A 16,373-nucleotide genomic window follows, 5' to 3' on the forward strand; every position below is an offset into this window, starting at 1 on the left:
TGCAGAGGCAACGGCTGGGCGAAAGGTTGCCGACTCACTCGCTGGCCAGGCGGTAAACGGGCACTCGTCGGGTGGTATTGAACAAATTGTCGCTGACCTCCACCTCCGTCGTGACAATCGCCATGCCGGACCGGCGCAACTGCGCGATGTCCGCCGCCACTCGCTGACTGCCGAACCAGAACAGGGCGTCGAGAGCGGTGACCGGCAGGCCGGCGTTCAGCGCCTGGCGGAGCCGCTCCCGGGCCGGCTTTATCTCCCGGGCAATCTGCTGGTACGGGGCCGCCGTCAGCCCGGTTGCATCGACGCGACGAATGCGGTTTGCCAGGCGGTAATGAAAGGCGTCCGGTACAGCCTGTAAATCCTGTTTCAAACTATAGACGCAGCCGTAACGTTTGCCGTTGAAAACGGCGGCTTTACGGCTAAGCTGCAACGTCTCGCGAACATCGGCGATTAGCTGCGGCGCGCGCACCAGCAGCAGGCGAAAAGGCAGCTCGAAGCTGGTGACATAGTCGACGTTCAGTAACGCAATGCGCAGGCGCTCCTCTGCCCCGGCCCGCAGCTGACGACACTCCAGGTATACTTCGCGCCACTGCTCCCGGAGCCGTGGCGTCTCACCGGCTTCGGTAAACTGGTATTTTTCAATATCGTAATCAATTCTCCCGGCCACCGCGCATTCCTTTCTGAATCAGTCCGCGGGTTATATTATCATCCTCCGACGCCGTCCCCTATGCCCAACGCCGCTGTCGTTGTCGATTATTTACGATAAAGATAACGGGTGATGATCACATCAAGAACAAACAGCAGGAAGATAACGCTGCTTAACCATAATAAGCCTGCGAATAAATCAAGTAATTGCATCGTTGTTCCCTCGCCGTTGGCCCTAAAAAAGACGCTCCATCACCATAAAGTAGTTAACAACCACCTTACCAGCCACAGAATAAAATTATTTAGCACGATGCCATCCCGAGCCCGGACAGATTCATTTTATTGTCATTAATTTGTCATCAAAAAATGTCTATCATCAACCGGCGCCGCAGGGTCGTCTCTGCCGTCATGGTATGGCGGACAACGCGTCGCCACGCGGTTTAACAACACGGAATAACCTCGCCCTGCCTCATTCTTACTGTCATTGCATAATTTTATATCAGGCACGTTTGTCATCCTGCTGAATAATCCGTAAAAGCGCCGTAAGCAATAAAACCCCTGCAGATCGGTTTACCATGGAGAAATAAGATGCCTAGCGAAAAAGCCCGCAGCCTTGACCATTTCTATGAATTACTGGCGACAGGACAACACCCGAAGATTGAACTCGATTTTGATGTCGCCGCGGACGATTTTTTTAAAATCGCCACCGAGTTTGGCGATATTGGCGCGAGGATCACCCGGGTTAACGAACGATTTATTATTAAGATCAAGCCGCCGAAGGCATAAACACCCGGCCCGAGTCGTTGCAGCAGATCACCGGTTTGTGCGCATCCCTCTCGGTCATCCCTGACCGGACGGCGCGACGCGCCGGCAAATCCTCACCTACCGGCGCGAATCAGGCTCAGTGATAGCCCTCGCTGCCGGAGACTTTGCCGCGAAAGACGTAGTAGCTCCAGGCGGTATACATCAGGATCACCGGGATAATGAGCAGCGCCCCCGGCAGCATAAATACCTGGCTGGAGGGCGGCGCAGCGGCATCCCAGAGAGAGATATGCGGTGGGATAATGTTCGGCCAGACGCTGATCCCCAACCCGCTGAAGCCGAGGAAAATCAGGCCCAGCGTCAGGATAAAGGGACGGGCGTGGCTGGCGGGGCGCGCGCTCAGGCGCCAGATCCACAGGCTCAGAGCCAACACCAGAATCGGCACCGGCACGAACCAGAAGAAATTGGGCAGCGTAAACCAGCGTTCCGCCACGTAGCGCCAGCCCAACGGCGTCCAGACGCTGACCGCCGCGATCACCGCCATCAGCGCCAGCAGTACCTTGCGGGTCAGCTCGCGCATCCGCTGCTGCAGCGCGCCTTCGCTTTTCATAATCAACCACGTGGTGCCCAGCAGCAGATAGGCCACCACCAGCCCCAGACCGCAGAACAGATTGAAAGGGGTAAGCCAGTCCAGCGTCGAACCGGCGAAGCGGCGGTCAGCCACCGCAAAGCCGTTGATAAACGCGCCGACGACAATCCCCTGGCTGAAGGTCGCCAACAGCGAGCCGCCGGCAAAGGCATAGTCCCAGAAGATGCGATGCGAGGGAACCGCTTTAAAACGAAATTCAAAGGCCACGCCGCGAAAAATCAGGCCGATGAGCATCGCCGTCAGCGGGATAACCAGCGCATCGGTGATCACCGCATAGGCCAGCGGAAAGGCGCCGAACAGCCCTGCCCCGCCGAGCACCAGCCAGGTTTCGTTACCATCCCAGACGGGGGCGACGCTGTTGACCATCACATCGCGCTCTTCGCCATCATGCACCACGCTGAACAGCATCCCAATACCTAAATCGAAACCATCCATCACGATATACATCAGCGTGGCGAAGACAATGATGACAAACCAAATCACCGAGATATCGATGCTCATGATGCGTTCTCCTCATCACGCACCGGCTCAGCCGCTGAGAGCGGACGCGCCGGGGTGCCTGCGGTTTGCGAGGTCAGCTCCGTCACCGGCTGCGGCCCTTTTTTGATAAGCCGGAAAATGTAGTAATACCCCACGCCAAACACGGCGCAGTAAACCACGATAAATACCAGCAGGCTGATGGCCATCTGCAGGGTGCTGTGCAACGACACCGCATCCCGCGTGCGCAGCAACCCGTATATCACCCACGGCTGGCGGCCCATCTCGGTGGTCACCCACCCGGCGACCAGGGCAATCAGACCGACGGGCCCCATACAGAGCGCAAACCACTGGAAGGGACGCGAGTGGTACAGCCGCCGCCGATAGCGCAGCCAGGCGCTGCAGATCCCTAAGGCGATCATCAACACGCCCATCCCGACCATGATGCGAAACGACCAGAAGACGGCGGGCGAATAGGGTCGGTCCTCTTTCGGGAAGTCTTTCAGGGCCGGCACCTGCTTATGCAGGCTGTGGGTAAGGATCAGGCTACCGAGAGCGGGGATCTCCAGACCATAGCGGGTCCGCTCCTGCTCCATGTCCGGCAGGCCAAACAGCAGCAGCGGCGTGGCCTCGCCGGGGCGATTTTCCCAGTGCCCTTCGATGGCCGCGATCTTCGCCGGCTGATGCTCAAGGGTGTTAAGACCATGCATATCCCCCACCACCGCCTGGATCGGCGCCACCAGCAGCGCCATCCACATCGCCATCGACAGCATTTTGCGGATGGCCGGCGAGTCGTTGCCGCGCAGAAGATGCCACGCGGCAGACGCCCCGACGAACATGGCGCTACTGAGAAACGCGGCTATCGCCATATGGAACAAGCGATACGGAAAAGAGGGGTTAAAGATAATCGCCAGCCAGTCCTGCGGGATGAGATGGCCATTTTCGATGATAAAACCCTGCGGCGTCTGCATCCAGCTATTGGAGGCAAGGATCCAGAAGGTAGAAACCAACGTGCCAAGCGCCACCATGCAGGTGGTAAAAAAATGCAGCGCTGGCGGCACTTTATTCCAGCCGAACAGCATCACACCGAGGAATCCCGCTTCAAGGAAGAAGGCGGTCAGCACTTCGTACAGCAGCAGCGGGCCGGTAATACTGCCAGCGAACTGGGAAAATCCGCTCCAGTTGGTGCCGAACTGATAGGACATGACTAATCCGGAGACTACGCCCATGCCAAAATTGACGGCAAAGATTTTCAGCCAGAAATTGTAGAGTGAACGCCAGACATTATCCCGGGTTCGCAGCCACATCCCCTCAAGCACCACAAGGTAGCTGGCAAGGCCGATGGTGATGGCCGGAAAGAGGATATGGAAGGATACGGTAAAGGCGAATTGCAATCGGGCCAGATGAAACGCGTCGAATTCAAACATATTCCACACCCATCATTGTGAATCGCCCCGGCCGCAGCCGGGGCTCATGCGAACATCACTTAGCCGATGATGAAGTGTTTTGCTTCCCGGCGCCGAGTTCGGCGCCGGTCAAAGGATCGCCCTGCGGGTCAGACTGCGTTCGCTTCAGCATCGCTTTGCACAGCGCTTCCTGCTCTGGCGTCAGGCCGACAGAAGCACTGCCATCTCCGCCATCTACGGCCGGCTGTGGATCCTTGACATAATCGAAGTGTTTGTCACTGTTCCAGCTGCCGCGTACTTCTCCACCTTCAGACATATTGTAGTAGGTGTTAGCGTACTCGCTAATGGGCGGCAGTTTGCCCGGTGGATAGTTGTTGCGAATCGACTGCAGGGCCTTCTCAAAAGAGAGCTGATGCGCCGCTTCGCGGGTCATCAGGAAGGCCAGCGCGTCTTTCACGCCAGGATCGTCGGTCACGTTGATCAGGCGTTCATAGACGATCTTCGCCCTCGCCTCCGCCGCGACATTCGACCGCAGGTCGGCGGTGGGTTCGCCGATAGTATCAATGTAGGCCGCCGTCCACGGCACGCCCGCCGAGTTGGTCAGCGGGGTACCGCCGCCGTACAGCAGGGATGTAATATGGCTGTCATTGCCGTTGGCGGTGAGCGAACGATAGAGTTCCGCCTCGCTCTCGGTGCCCTCCGCCAGGGCTCCTTTGGCGCCTTTATTCAGCATGCCGACCAAAGTGCCAATGATCTCCAGATGGCTCAACTCCTCTGTCGCGATATCCATCAGCATATCTTTGCGGCCGGGATCGTCATCGCTTAATCCCTGGGTGAAATAACGACACGCGGCGGCCAGCTCGCCCTGAGGGCCGCCAAACTGTTCGAGCAGTAAATTCGCGAGCCCCGGATTCGGTTCAGCAACGCGTACGGTATACTGCAGTTGTTTCACATGACGAAACATAGGCCTGCCTCCTGGGTTATTTTTTCGCTTCTACGCCGTCAGCATCTGAACGCAGGAGAAACTGCTCCGTGGTCTGAGGAATATGTTTAATCAGCCAGTCGGCCATTTCCCGCTCTTCCGCCAGGATGGCTTCAATGGCTGGGATGGAGGCGGTATCGCCCGCTTTTTCAGCGGCCGCCAGCAGAGAGGTATAGCAGGCGATTTCAAACTGCTCGAAAACGTACCCGCTGATCGAGCCTTTGACGATTTCATCGGAAGGAAACATCCCGCCGATGGACTGGCCGAGAGCCGCCATTTTACTCATCGAATCTTTAATCACCGAGCGCGAAATCTCATTGCGGTCGAGGATCTCTTCCAGCACGGTAATTTGCCGTTTGGTCTCGTTAACATGCTGTTCGATTCTGGCACGGAGATCCGGATAATTATCGATACGGCCAGCCATTGATTCCAGCATGGACTCTGCCTGTTTTTCCATGGCATGCGCATCTCGTAGCCAGTCATGGTAATGTTCAACGTGATTCATCGTGATTTCCTCGTGTCAGGGAGAGTTTATTTTTCCGCTTTCTTATTAATATTACCTACCGCCAGATCGGTTAATTTCACATCGGTTTGTTTTTCTTCTTCCAGGGTTTCGGCAAGCAGTTTGGCTGCTTTTTTATAGCCCAACTGCTCTGCCAGGGTGACCAGAGTACCGTAACTGGCAATTTCGTAATGCTCGACCTTTTGCGCAGCGGCAATTAATGCAGCATCACGTACCTCATTTTTTTCCGTGCTCTCAACGACTTCATTAGCTTCTTCGATTAATCCTTCCATGGCCACGCATTTCATGCGTTTGATTTTCAGGTTGGATTCCTGTTCAATAATCTGGTCGATACGTTCGATCTGGCCCTGGGTTTCTTCAAGATGAGCATTGAACGCCGCGCTGAGTTTTTCACTGGACGCCGCTCTGGCTAGTTTAGCCAGCCCGCGGGTTAATTGTTTCTCTGCGCTGTAGGTATCTGAGAGCAGGTGAATAAATACATCTTCAATGCTTTTCATATTCATAGAAATACCTTCTGGAGTCAGAAAATAACTGCGAGTCTGTGACAGACTCGCAGGAGATACTTTCACTTCAGGGTGCAAGGAAAAGGATAATCAGGAATTATCGGACTTGCGGCCACCGCCGTGGCTATTCTGTCCGCCTTTTTTACCCGCTTCGGACGCACGCTGCGGATCATTTTTAAAGTTCCCGCCGCTGTGCTGACCACCTTTACGACCTGCTTCAGAAGCTTTTTCACGGTCTTCAGCAAAATTACCGGAACCACCACGATGCTCTGCCATATTTCACCTCATGTATATCGGTTATGTCAGTACGATACGAAAATATTCCGTATCACTCGTCGTTCGATATTTAAATCTAGCGGGTAATGCTGGTTAGTCAAATTATTATTCCGTTTTTTCGACACCTTTTAGCAGTAATTCGGAATAATTCTACAAGACACCTGAAAAATAACCAGACGGCACCTTGCCGCTAACTTACTGTGTTCAGGGAAATAATGTATGCAGATCACCTCTGCGGCAAAGAATTATCTATACCGGAGGATTACTACCGTTGGGTTATATAACGAAGCGGCAGCATTGCCCTTTGCCAGACGGAAATTAAGAATTTTCCCTGATGTTACGGATAAAAAAAGCCGCTGGGGAAGCGGCTAGCAAAGAAAATGGAGCGAATATCATGCCCGATTAATACTGGCACACATACGGGCAATAGGCAAATAACTCGAACAGACCAGCCGGGAAATAAGCGAAGCGTGGAATATATTCAGCTCCTGGAATATCACGCAGTTCCATTATTAGTACTCTACGCTTTATTTTTTACGATGATTTATCGGTGACGATAGCAGCCGTTCACCAGGCCGAAGAACCGCATGCTGTCAACCTTTCTCTCGAGGAGAATATTCTATGAAAGCACTCACTTATCACGGCCCGCATCATGTCAGCGTCGACACCATGCCTGACCCGGCTCTTGAGGCAGCGGACGATATTATTCTGCGCGTCACCGCGACAGCGATTTGCGGTTCCGATCTGCATCTGTACCGCGGAAAGATCCCCGGCACGCACCATGGTGATATTTTCGGCCATGAATTTATGGGGGAAGTGGTGGAAGCCGGTTCCGAGGTCACCGCGGTCCGCAAAGGCGACCGGGTGGTTATCCCGTTTGTCATCGCCTGCGGAGACTGCTTCTTTTGTCGCTTGCAGCAGTATGCCGCCTGCGAAAGCACCAATAGCGGCCAGGGAGCGACGCTCAATCGAAAAGGCATTTCGCCACCGGCGGCGCTGTTTGGCTATAGCGATTTGTACGGCGGGATCCCGGGCGGCCAGGCGGAATATGTACGGGTCCCCAAAGCCAATACCGGACCGTTTAAAGTGCCAGACACCTTACCCGATGAAAAGGTGCTGTTTCTGTCAGATATTCTGCCCACCGCCTGGCAGGCGGTTAAAAACGCCGAGGTCAAACCCGGCAGTAGCGTGGCTATTTTTGGCGCCGGCCCGGTAGGCCTGCTCTGCGCCTCCTGCGCCAGGCTCAATGGCGCAGAACAGATATTTATCATCGATCATAACGATTACCGACTCGATTTCGCGCAACAACGCTATGGCGCGATCCCGATAAACTTTGACCACCATGACGATCCTGCGCAGTGGATTATCGATAACACGCCGGGCCATCGCGGCGTCGACGCGGTGATCGACGCCGTGGGCTTCGAGGCGAAAGGTAGCCTTACGGAAACCGTCCTCAGCACCCTGAAAATCGAGGGGAGCAGCGGAAAAGCCCTGCGCCAGTGCATCGCCGCCGTGCGCCGCGGCGGCATCGTCAGCGTACCCGGGGTTTACGCCGGTTTCATCCACGGCTTTATGTTTGGCGATGCCTTTGATAAAGGACTGACCTTCAGGATGGGACAAACCCACGTCCACGCCTGGCTGCCGGATCTGCTGGCGCTTATTGAGCAAGGGCTGCTTACCCCGGAGGAGATTGTCACTCACCATATGCCGCTGGAGGAGGCCGCGCGCGGCTACCAGATCTTTGAGAAACGTGAAGAGGCGTGCCGCAAAGTGATCCTCGTACCGGGAATGCAGCCCGGGAAGGCGACCCTCTGAGAAGGCGATTACCGCGCAAGGAAATTCTCGGCGGACCGATCGCGGCATGATATAAACATAGCGTGCTTTGGCCCGCCGTCGCTGATATAGCCGTTCACCAGAGGAGAAGTTGATGCTCGAGTTACGTCCGAATTGCGAATGCTGTGATAAAGATCTGCCGCCAGACTCACCCGAGGCGTTTATCTGTTCATTCGAGTGCACCTTTTGCCGGGACTGCATGACGACGCGACTGAACGGACATTGCCCGAACTGCGGCGGCGAACTGGTGCGGCGCCCTGTGCGTCCCGAAGAGGCGCTGCGGCGCCACCCCGCCTCCACCCTGCGCCGCCATGCACAGTAGGCGAGACGCAGGTCTCCCGGCTAAGATAAAAATCCACGCCCGAGGAGAGCGCGGAGCCTGAAGGCGTGACCGGTGGCAGACAACGTGCTCTTTCGATTATCGCCCGGCGGCGCTTCGCTAGTCCGGGCGAGCGTTTCCGGGTTCATATTCTGCATGTCAGTAAAACGGCTTTCCCGCCCGTACTGCCCGTCGGCGATCGCTTTCATCGATAGCCGCAGCCGTCAGGGTTTATCCCCCCACATCGCGATTTCACTAAAACTCAGCCAGCCCTGTGCGCTCAGGCTGCCGTATCGCATGGCTGGCGTTCTTTTTTATTCACCATCGCAATAACGCCTGGGAGCATTTCCGTTGCAATCGTTGATCTCCTGCCAGGCATATTTCGCTGCACACCGAAGCTTCCTGCTCTGACCGTCAGTAGACTGCCGGGAAATTCACCACGGAGCAGACTTATGATTGCGGTACTTTTTGAGGCCGACGCCTTACCACAAGCACAGGAAAGATATCTTCAGCTGGCGGCCGGGCTGACGCCTTTGCTTTCAGACACGCCGGGGTTTATTGCCATTGAGCGCTTTCAGAGCCTGAGTACGCCCGGCAAAATCCTCTCGCTATCCTGGTGGGAAGATGAAGCCTCGGTGGCCAACTGGCAGCAAAATGAGCGGCATCTGGCTGCCCAGCGCGAAGGCAAAGCATCGATTTTTTCATATTACAGAATACGCGTAGCCCGCGTGTTCCGGGATTACGCATCGGATCGGGGAGCACAGTCAGATGTATGACATTCACGTGATTCTCAGCAACTCGCCGGGCTCGCTTGGCGCAATGGGTAAGGCGCTGGGTAACAACGGCGTGGGGCTCGAAGGCGGTGGCGTATTCACCACGCCTGATGCCGGACATGCGCATTTTCTGGTGGAAGACGGTGAGAAAGCCCGCAGGGTGCTGACCGAGGCCGGCTTTACGGTCAGCAATGTATGCCGTCCTCTGATACGAAAGTTACCTCAGGAACGACCAGGGGAACTGGGAGACATCGCAGACACCCTGGCCCATAATGGTATTAATATTCTGGTACAGTACAGCGACCACCGTAACCGGCTCATTCTCCTTACCGATGATGACGCCCGGGCAGCGAAAGTGACCAAAAAATGGGCCATACTTTCTGAATGAATCTCCTGAAACCGCAGCAAGACAGTGAGCCAGAGGAGGCGCTGGGAACCGCTATGGCGATGGTGGCCTCCGCCCTCTCTGACTCGTCAAGGGTCAGTATTCTCTGCGCGCTGATGGACGGGCGCGCATGGACGGCAACCGAACTCAGTACGGTCGCCGAGGTGTCCGCCTCCACCACCAGCGGCCATCTTGCCAGGCTGCTCAGCAACGGGCTGGTGGTGTGTCTCGCGCAGGGGCGCCACCGCTATTACCGCCTGGCGGGCTCGCATATTGCCGGGCTGCTGGAAAACCTGATGGGCGTCTCTATGCAAGCGCATAAGACGCTTCTCCCCAGCACGCCGGTTAATCTTCGCTACGCCCGGACCTGCTACGATCATCTGGCGGGCGAGCTGGCGGTCAATATTTATGAATTTATGCTGAGGGAAAAATGGCTGGCGGCAGATGGCCTGGCCCTGACGTCAGCCGGTAAAACCCAGCTTGAACGCCTTGGCGCAGTACTGAACGCCCGCCCACGGCGTAAGCCCTGCTGCCCCTGTCTCGACTGGAGCGAAAGACGTTTTCATCTGGGAGGCGACGCCGGCTCGGCGCTAATGACGCTGTTCCTGCAAAAAGGATGGATAACGCGCGCGCCGGGATATCGGGAAGTACAAGTGACGGATAGCGGCAAAGCGGCGCTGTCCCGGCTGTTTAATCTGAAAGTGAGCGGATAGCCTGAGTTTAGGCTAAAGCACATTTTCGCCGAACGGCCCCGGTTTAAGCCGGTCGGGCCATCAGTATGACGCCTGGCGTGCAATCCGTTTTCATGCGAGCTCTTACGGCAAATGGATCTCTCCCTGTCATGAGGTATATAGCTTTGTTGAACGTTGCGCTGCGGGACATTCGCCATCGCCTAATGCTTCAAGCGTCCGGCAGATTAATTGTCTGAAGGCGAAAAAAAACGGGAGCCCATCGGCTCCCGCTTTTACTTAATCCACCAACGGGATTACATATTCGCGATAATCGCGTCGCCAAACTCTGAACATTTCAGCAGTTTAGCGCCTTCCATCAGACGTTCGAAGTCATAGGTCACGGTCTTGGCGGCGATAGCGCCTTCCATGCCTTTAACGATCAGGTCTGCGGCTTCGAACCACTGCATGTGGCGCAGCATCATCTCTGCGGACAGGATGATGGAGCCCGGGTTCACTTTGTCCTGGCCGGCATACTTCGGCGCAGTACCGTGAGTCGCTTCGAACAGCGCGCACTCGTCACCGATGTTGGCGCCCGGGGCGATACCGATACCGCCAACCTGCGCCGCCAGGGCGTCAGAGATATAGTCGCCGTTCAGGTTCATACAGGCGATAACGTCGTATTCCGCCGGACGCAGCAGGATCTGCTGCAGGAACGCATCGGCGATCACGTCTTTCACCACGATCTCTTTGCCGGTGTTCGGGTTCTTGATTTTCACCCACGGACCGCCGTCGATCAGCTCGCCGCCGAACTCTTCGCGAGCCAGCTGGTAGCCCCAGTCTTTGAACGCGCCTTCGGTGAACTTCATGATGTTGCCTTTGTGCACCAGAGTGACGGAATCACGATCGTTGGTGATCGCGTATTCAATCGCGGCGCGCACCAGGCGTTTGGTGCCTTCTTCAGAGCACGGCTTGATGCCGATGCCGCAATGTTCCGGGAAGCGAATTTTCTTCACACCCATCTCATCGCGCAGGAATTTGATCACTTTGTCTGCTTCCGCAGAGTCGGCTTTCCACTCGATACCCGCATAGATATCTTCTGAGTTTTCACGGAAGATAACCATGTCGGTCAGTTCCGGGTGTTTAACCGGGCTCGGGGTGCCCTGGTAGTAACGTACCGGACGCAGGCAGACGTAGAGGTCCAGCTCCTGGCGCAGCGCCACGTTCAGAGAACGAATGCCGCCGCCGACTGGGGTGGTCAGAGGACCTTTGATAGCAACGCGGTAGTCACGAATCAGATCGAGGGTTTCAGCTGGCAGCCAGACGTCCTGGCCATAGACGTGGGTTGATTTCTCACCGGTGTAAACTTCCATCCAGGAAATTTTACGCTCGCCCTTATAGGCTTTCTCAACGGCGGCATCAACCACTTTCAGCATCGCTGGGGTAACGTCAACGCCGATACCGTCACCTTCAATAAACGGGATAATCGGATTGTGAGGGACGTTCAGTTTGCCGTTTTGCAGGGTGATTTTTTGACCTTCCGCCGGAACTACTACTTTGCTTTCCATTAACCTCTCCTTCGAGCGCTTCTGGTTCTGCTCTTCCCTCTTCACGCGAGCCTGGTGTTGGCTGAGTCGGCCAGCTTCGGCGTACCGGGTCTTCCCGCTAACCGGAGCTATCGCGTCCGTGTCGCCTTCCTGCCTGTAGTGCGAATCGGTTTGAGCAATTTTTTGTTAATAATTTGTAATGAGCATGTCAATACTACCTGAATGTTTGCGTCCATGAAAGGCATTCGTAATTAGGCTATAATGCGGCAATTGATAAAGCCTGAAAATACCATGCAGAAAACTTCATTTAGAAAACATCGCGTTGAGCGATTCAGCACACAACAAGTCACCAGACAACGTAAAGAACGCCAGCCAAAAACTGTGATCTTGTTCAATAAACCCTATGATGTGTTGCCGCAATTTACCGATGAAGCCGGGCGCAGCACGCTGAAAGATTTTATTCCGGTGGCGGGCGTTTACGCCGCAGGTCGGCTCGATCGCGACAGCGAAGGCCTGCTGGTGCTGACCAACGACGGCGCGCTGCAGGCGAAGCTGACCCAGCCGGGTAAGCGCACCGGCAAGATCTACTATGTTCAGGTGGAAGGCGAACCCACGCCCGAGGCGCTGACCGCCTTGCGCGACGGCGTCACCCTTAACGACGGCCCCACCCTGCCTGCCGGCGTAGAACTTGTCGAGGAGCCCGTCTGGCTGTGGCCGCGCAACCCGCCGATTCGTGAGCGCAAATCGATTCCCACCCGCTGGTTGAAAATCACGCTCTACGAGGGACGCAACCGCCAGGTGCGCCGGATGACCGCCCACGTCGGCTTCCCCACCCTGCGGCTGATCCGCTACGCCATGGGCGGCTATACCCTCGACGGACTGGCCAACGGCGACTGGCGCAAAGCCGAATAACTGAAAAGGAAAAGCGATGTTTAAACCTCATGTCACCGTTGCCTGCGTGGTTCACGCCCAGGATAAATTTCTCATCGTCGAAGAAACCATTAACGGCAAAGCGCTGTGGAACCAGCCGGCGGGCCATCTCGAGGCCAATGAAACGCTGCTGCAGGCCGCCGAACGTGAACTGTGGGAAGAGACCGGCATTCGCGCCACGCCGCAGCACTTCATCCGCATGCATCAGTGGCTGGCTCCCGATAACACCCCGTTTCTGCGCTTCCTGTTCGCCATCGAACTTAGCGATCTGTGCGCCACTGAACCGCACGACAGCGATATCGATCGCTGCCTGTGGCTCAGTGCTGAGGAAATTCTTAACGCGCCGAACCTGCGCTCGCCGCTGGTTGCCGAAAGCATTCGCTGCTACCTGCAGGACCCGCGGCAGCCGCTGTCGCTGATTGGCGCATTTAACTGGCCGTTCACAGGGGGTGAATGAACGGTGAGCGCGTGCTAGAATACGCCGCCTCGAAGTTCAATGTAGCGAGTATTTCCATGTCAGAAAGCCAGAAAAAAGTGATCGTCGGCATGTCCGGCGGCGTCGACTCCTCGGTCTCCGCGTACCTGCTGCTGCAGCAAGGGTATAAGGTGGAAGGCCTGTTCATGAAGAACTGGGAGGAAGACGACGGCGAGGAATACTGCACCGCCGCCGCCGACCTTGCCGATGCGCAAGCGGTCTGCGATAAGCTGGGCATTGAACTGCACACCGTTAACTTTGCCGCCGAATATTGGGATAACGTCTTTGAGCTCTTCCTGGAAGAGTACAAAGCCGGCCGCACGCCGAACCCGGATATTCTGTGCAATAAAGAGATCAAATTTAAAGCCTTCCTCGAGTTTGCTGCCGAAGACCTCGGCGCCGACTACATCGCCACCGGGCACTATGTGCGCCGCGCCGATGTCGACGGTAAAAGCCAGCTGCTGCGCGGCCTCGACGGCAACAAAGATCAGAGCTACTTCCTCTACACCCTTAGCCACGAGCAGATTGCCCAGAGCCTGTTCCCGGTGGGTGAGCTGGAAAAACCGCAGGTGCGTAAGATCGCCGAAGAGCTGGATCTGATCACCGCGAAGAAAAAAGATTCCACCGGCATCTGCTTTATCGGCGAGCGTAAATTCCGCGATTTCCTTGGCCGCTATCTGCCGGCGCAGCCGGGCAAAATCCTCACCGTCGACGGCGAGGAGATCGGTACCCATCAGGGGCTGATGTACCACACCCTGGGCCAGCGTAAAGGGCTGGGTATCGGCGGCACCAAAGAGGGTAGCGAAGATCCATGGTACGTGGTCGATAAAGACGTTGAGAATAATATTCTTATCGTCGCCCAGGGCCATGACCACCCGCGCCTGATGTCCGTCGGTCTGATTGCCCAACAGCTGCACTGGGTAAACCGTGAACCGCTGCAGGGCACCCTGCGCTGCACGGTGAAAACCCGCTATCGCCAGACCGATATCCCCTGCACCGTTACCGCGCTGGATGAAGACCGTATCGAAGTCCGCTTCGATGAGCCGGTCGCGGCGGTGACCCCGGGCCAGTCCGCAGTGTTCTATTTAGGGGAAGTGTGCCTCGGCGGCGGAATTATTGAACAACGACTGCCTCTGCAGTCCTGAACGCGCGTTATTTCCGCCGGGACGAACCGCCCTGGCGGCTGACAAGGAGTATGTGTGGCGAAGAATTACTATGACATCACCCTGGCGCTGGCTGGCGTTTGCCAGGCGGCGCGACTGGTTCAGCAACTGGCGCATCAGGGACATTGCGACAGCGATGCCCTGCATGTGTCGCTGAACAGCATCATCGACCTCGATCCTGAGTCGACGCTGGCGGTGTTCGGTGGCAGTGAAGCCAATCTTCGCCTCGGCCTTGAAACGCTGCTCGGGGTGCTCAATACCAGCAGCCGTCAGGGCCTCAATGCGGAACTCACCCGCTATACCCTGAGCCTGATGGTGCTGGAGCGCAAGCTCGCCGCCAGTAAAGGGGCGATGGACACGCTCGGCAACCGCATCGCCGGCCTGCACCGTCAGCTGGAACACTTTGACCTGCAGTCCGAAACGCTGCTCAGCGCCATGGCGGGCATCTATGTCGATGTGATAAGCCCGCTGGGGCCGCGTATTCAGGTGACCGGCTCCCCTGCCGTGCTGCAAAGCCCGCAGGTGCAGGCGAAAGTTCGCTCAGCGCTGCTGGCGGGTATTCGCGCCGCGGTGCTCTGGCATCAGGTGGGCGGCGGACGTCTGCAGCTTATGTTTTCCCGTAATCGTCTGGTTAACCAGGCAAAGCAAATTCTTGCTCATTTAACCCCGGAGTTGTGATCTATGGAATTATCCTCACTGACCGCCGTTTCCCCTGTAGACGGCCGCTACGGCGATAAAGTCAGCGCGCTGCGCGGTATCTTCAGCGAATTCGGTTTGCTGAAATTCCGCGTTCAGGTGGAAGTACGTTGGCTGCAAAAACTGGCCGCCCACGCAGCGATCAAGGAAGTTCCTGCTTTTGCTGCCGACGCAAACGGTTTCCTTGATAAAATCGTCGCCGATTTCAGCGTTGAAGACGCGGAGCGCATCAAAACCATCGAGCGCACCACTAACCACGACGTGAAAGCGGTAGAGTATTTCCTGAAAGAGAAAGTCGCTGACGTCGCCGAGCTGCACGCGGTATCAGAGTTTATTCACTTCGCCTGTACGTCTGAAGACATCAATAACCTCTCCCACGCGCTGATGCTGAAAACCGCCCGCGACGAAGTGGTTCTGCCTTACTGGCGCAAACTGATTGACGCGGTAAAAGATCTGGCGACCCAGTACCGCGATGTGCCGCTGCTCTCCCGTACCCACGGCCAGCCGGCAACGCCGTCCACCATGGGTAAAGAGATGGCGAACGTCGCCTACCGTATGGAGCGGCAGTATCGTCAGCTGAACCAGGTGGAAATCCTCGGTAAAATCAACGGCGCGGTGGGTAACTACAACGCCCACATCGCCGCCTACCCGGAAGTCGACTGGCATCAGTTCAGCGAAGAGTTCGTTACCTCGCTGGGTATTCAGTGGAACCCGTACACCACGCAGATCGAGCCGCATGACTATATCGCTGAGCTGTTTGACTGCATCGCGCGCTTCAACACCATTCTGATCGACTTCGATCGCGACGTGTGGGGCTATATCGCGCTCAACCACTTCAAACAGAAGACCATCGCCGGGGAAATCGGCTCCTCCACCATGCCGCACAAGGTGAACCCAATTGACTTCGAAAACTCCGAAGGCAATCTCGGCCTGGCCAATGCGGTCATGCAGCACCTGGCCAGCAAACTGCCGGTTTCCCGCTGGCAGCGCGACCTGACCGACTCCACCGTTCTGCGTAACCTCGGCGTGGGCATCGGCTATGCGCTGATCGCCTATCAGTCCACCCTCAAAGGGATCAGCAAGCTGGAGCTGAACCAGGATCGCCTGCTGGACGAACTGGATCACAACTGGGAAGTACTGGCTGAGCCGATCCAGACCGTGATGCGTCGTTACGGTATCGAAAAACCGTACGAGAAGCTGAAAGAGCTGACCCGCGGCAAACGCGTGGACGCGGAAGGGATGAAGCAGTTTATTGACAGCCTCGCCCTGCCGGAAGAGGAAAAAGTGCGTCTCAAAGCGATGACCCCGGCCAACTATATCGGTCGGGCAACCACCATGGTTGACGAGCTGAAGTAATCGCC

Annotated in this window: 21 protein-coding genes; 12 read left to right on the forward strand and 9 right to left on the reverse strand. The window is 56.4% G+C overall.

The features are described 5' to 3' along the window. Window positions 1–34 precede the first annotated feature (34 nt). Window positions 35–667 (reverse strand): helix-turn-helix domain-containing protein, encoded by a 633-nt coding sequence (locus tag IB144_RS16395; RefSeq protein WP_040216458.1) that lies wholly within the window; start codon window positions 665–667, stop codon window positions 35–37. A gap of 566 nt (window positions 668–1,233) precedes the next feature. Here IB144_RS16395 and IB144_RS16400 point away from each other — a divergent pair. After that, on the forward strand, window positions 1,234–1,431 hold the full coding sequence (locus IB144_RS16400) for a hypothetical protein (RefSeq protein ID WP_004140506.1): 198 nt from the start codon (window positions 1,234–1,236) through the stop codon (window positions 1,429–1,431). 115 nt (window positions 1,432–1,546) lie between these two features. On the opposite strand, the gene cydB is transcribed toward IB144_RS16400, so the two are convergent. The 6 genes from cydB to IB144_RS16430 all read right to left on the reverse strand — a co-directional run bounded on the left by cydB (window position 1,547) and on the right by IB144_RS16430 (window position 6,223). After that, the gene (cydB, locus tag IB144_RS16405) at window positions 1,547–2,557 is read right to left on the reverse strand and encodes a cytochrome d ubiquinol oxidase subunit II (RefSeq protein WP_040215891.1); all 1,011 of its coding nucleotides are present in this window, start codon (window positions 2,555–2,557) and stop codon (window positions 1,547–1,549) included. Beyond that, window positions 2,554–3,960: a cytochrome ubiquinol oxidase subunit I gene (locus tag IB144_RS16410; RefSeq protein ID WP_065888517.1), complete on the reverse strand. Its 1,407-nt coding sequence runs from the start codon at window positions 3,958–3,960 to the stop codon at window positions 2,554–2,556. The genes cydB and IB144_RS16410 overlap by 4 nt, the downstream gene beginning before the upstream one ends. Window positions 3,961–4,015: 55 nt before the next feature. Beyond that, window positions 4,016–4,903: a manganese catalase family protein gene (locus IB144_RS16415; RefSeq protein WP_004140512.1), complete on the reverse strand. Its 888-nt coding sequence runs from the start codon at window positions 4,901–4,903 to the stop codon at window positions 4,016–4,018. Window positions 4,904–4,919: 16 nt separating this feature from the next. Continuing rightward, complete coding sequence (locus IB144_RS16420; RefSeq protein ID WP_004140514.1) at window positions 4,920–5,426, reverse strand: ferritin-like domain-containing protein; 507 nt, start codon at window positions 5,424–5,426, stop codon at window positions 4,920–4,922. A 26-nt stretch (window positions 5,427–5,452) separates the two neighbouring features. Further along, window positions 5,453–5,947, reverse strand: coding sequence for a ferritin-like domain-containing protein (locus IB144_RS16425; RefSeq protein ID WP_004148027.1), 495 nt, complete (start codon window positions 5,945–5,947; stop codon window positions 5,453–5,455). 90 nt (window positions 5,948–6,037) lie between these two features. Continuing rightward, window positions 6,038–6,223 (reverse strand): general stress protein, encoded by a 186-nt coding sequence (locus tag IB144_RS16430; RefSeq protein WP_004150795.1) that lies wholly within the window; start codon window positions 6,221–6,223, stop codon window positions 6,038–6,040. Between the two features lie 621 nt (window positions 6,224–6,844). On the opposite strand from IB144_RS16430, the gene IB144_RS16435 reads away from it, so the two are divergent. Beyond that, on the forward strand, window positions 6,845–8,038 hold the full coding sequence (locus tag IB144_RS16435; RefSeq protein WP_004140529.1) for a zinc-dependent alcohol dehydrogenase: 1,194 nt from the start codon (window positions 6,845–6,847) through the stop codon (window positions 8,036–8,038). A gap of 112 nt (window positions 8,039–8,150) precedes the next feature. Continuing rightward, a complete protein-coding gene (locus IB144_RS16440; RefSeq protein WP_004140530.1) occupies window positions 8,151–8,378 on the forward strand; it encodes a DUF1272 domain-containing protein in 228 nt (75 codons plus the stop codon). A 20-nt stretch (window positions 8,379–8,398) separates the two neighbouring features. Here IB144_RS16440 and IB144_RS16445 read toward each other — a convergent pair whose 3' ends face one another. Beyond that, on the reverse strand, window positions 8,399–8,584 hold the full coding sequence (locus tag IB144_RS16445) for a hypothetical protein (RefSeq protein ID WP_023159860.1): 186 nt from the start codon (window positions 8,582–8,584) through the stop codon (window positions 8,399–8,401). Here IB144_RS16445 and IB144_RS16450 point away from each other — a divergent pair. From IB144_RS16450 to IB144_RS16465, 4 genes are all read left to right on the forward strand, one after another. Further along, on the forward strand, window positions 8,532–8,708 hold the full coding sequence (locus IB144_RS16450; protein WP_020805510.1) for a hypothetical protein: 177 nt from the start codon (window positions 8,532–8,534) through the stop codon (window positions 8,706–8,708). The genes IB144_RS16445 and IB144_RS16450 overlap by 53 nt on opposite strands. Before the next feature lie 119 nt (window positions 8,709–8,827). Next, on the forward strand, window positions 8,828–9,151 hold the full coding sequence (locus IB144_RS16455) for an antibiotic biosynthesis monooxygenase (protein WP_004150797.1): 324 nt from the start codon (window positions 8,828–8,830) through the stop codon (window positions 9,149–9,151). Further along, window positions 9,144–9,536, forward strand: a complete 393-nt coding sequence (locus IB144_RS16460; protein ID WP_040215889.1) for an amino acid-binding protein — start codon at window positions 9,144–9,146, stop codon at window positions 9,534–9,536. Before IB144_RS16455 ends, IB144_RS16460 begins: the two co-directional genes overlap by 8 nt. Then, window positions 9,533–10,246, forward strand: a complete 714-nt coding sequence (locus IB144_RS16465) for a winged helix-turn-helix domain-containing protein (RefSeq protein WP_032419088.1) — start codon at window positions 9,533–9,535, stop codon at window positions 10,244–10,246. The genes IB144_RS16460 and IB144_RS16465 overlap by 4 nt, the downstream gene beginning before the upstream one ends. A gap of 272 nt (window positions 10,247–10,518) precedes the next feature. Here IB144_RS16465 and icd read toward each other — a convergent pair whose 3' ends face one another. Beyond that, on the reverse strand, window positions 10,519–11,769 hold the full coding sequence (gene icd / locus IB144_RS16470) for an NADP-dependent isocitrate dehydrogenase (RefSeq protein WP_004150800.1): 1,251 nt from the start codon (window positions 11,767–11,769) through the stop codon (window positions 10,519–10,521). Window positions 11,770–12,009: 240 nt separating this feature from the next. Between icd and rluE the strand changes: the two genes are divergently transcribed. The 5 genes from rluE to purB are packed head-to-tail and all read left to right on the forward strand — an operon-like array spanning window position 12,010 to window position 16,368. Beyond that, window positions 12,010–12,660: a 23S rRNA pseudouridine(2457) synthase RluE gene (gene rluE, locus IB144_RS16475; protein WP_004150801.1), complete on the forward strand. Its 651-nt coding sequence runs from the start codon at window positions 12,010–12,012 to the stop codon at window positions 12,658–12,660. A gap of 16 nt (window positions 12,661–12,676) precedes the next feature. Continuing rightward, a complete protein-coding gene (locus IB144_RS16480; RefSeq protein ID WP_004150802.1) occupies window positions 12,677–13,135 on the forward strand; it encodes an NUDIX hydrolase in 459 nt (152 codons plus the stop codon). Window positions 13,136–13,191: 56 nt separating this feature from the next. After that, window positions 13,192–14,298 (forward strand): tRNA 2-thiouridine(34) synthase MnmA, encoded by a 1,107-nt coding sequence (gene mnmA, locus IB144_RS16485; protein WP_004150803.1) that lies wholly within the window; start codon window positions 13,192–13,194, stop codon window positions 14,296–14,298. Between the two features lie 54 nt (window positions 14,299–14,352). Next, window positions 14,353–14,994 carry a high frequency lysogenization protein HflD gene (hflD, locus tag IB144_RS16490; RefSeq protein WP_004140557.1) on the forward strand — a complete coding sequence of 214 codons (642 nt, stop codon included), beginning with the start codon at window positions 14,353–14,355 and terminating at the stop codon, window positions 14,992–14,994. 3 nt (window positions 14,995–14,997) lie between these two features. Then, window positions 14,998–16,368 (forward strand): adenylosuccinate lyase, encoded by a 1,371-nt coding sequence (purB, locus tag IB144_RS16495; RefSeq protein WP_004176557.1) that lies wholly within the window; start codon window positions 14,998–15,000, stop codon window positions 16,366–16,368. The last annotated feature ends 5 nt before the right edge of the window (window positions 16,369–16,373 follow it).

This window comes from Klebsiella sp. K4 (assembly GCF_014596785.2).
Taxonomy (GTDB): domain Bacteria; phylum Pseudomonadota; class Gammaproteobacteria; order Enterobacterales; family Enterobacteriaceae; genus Klebsiella; species Klebsiella pneumoniae.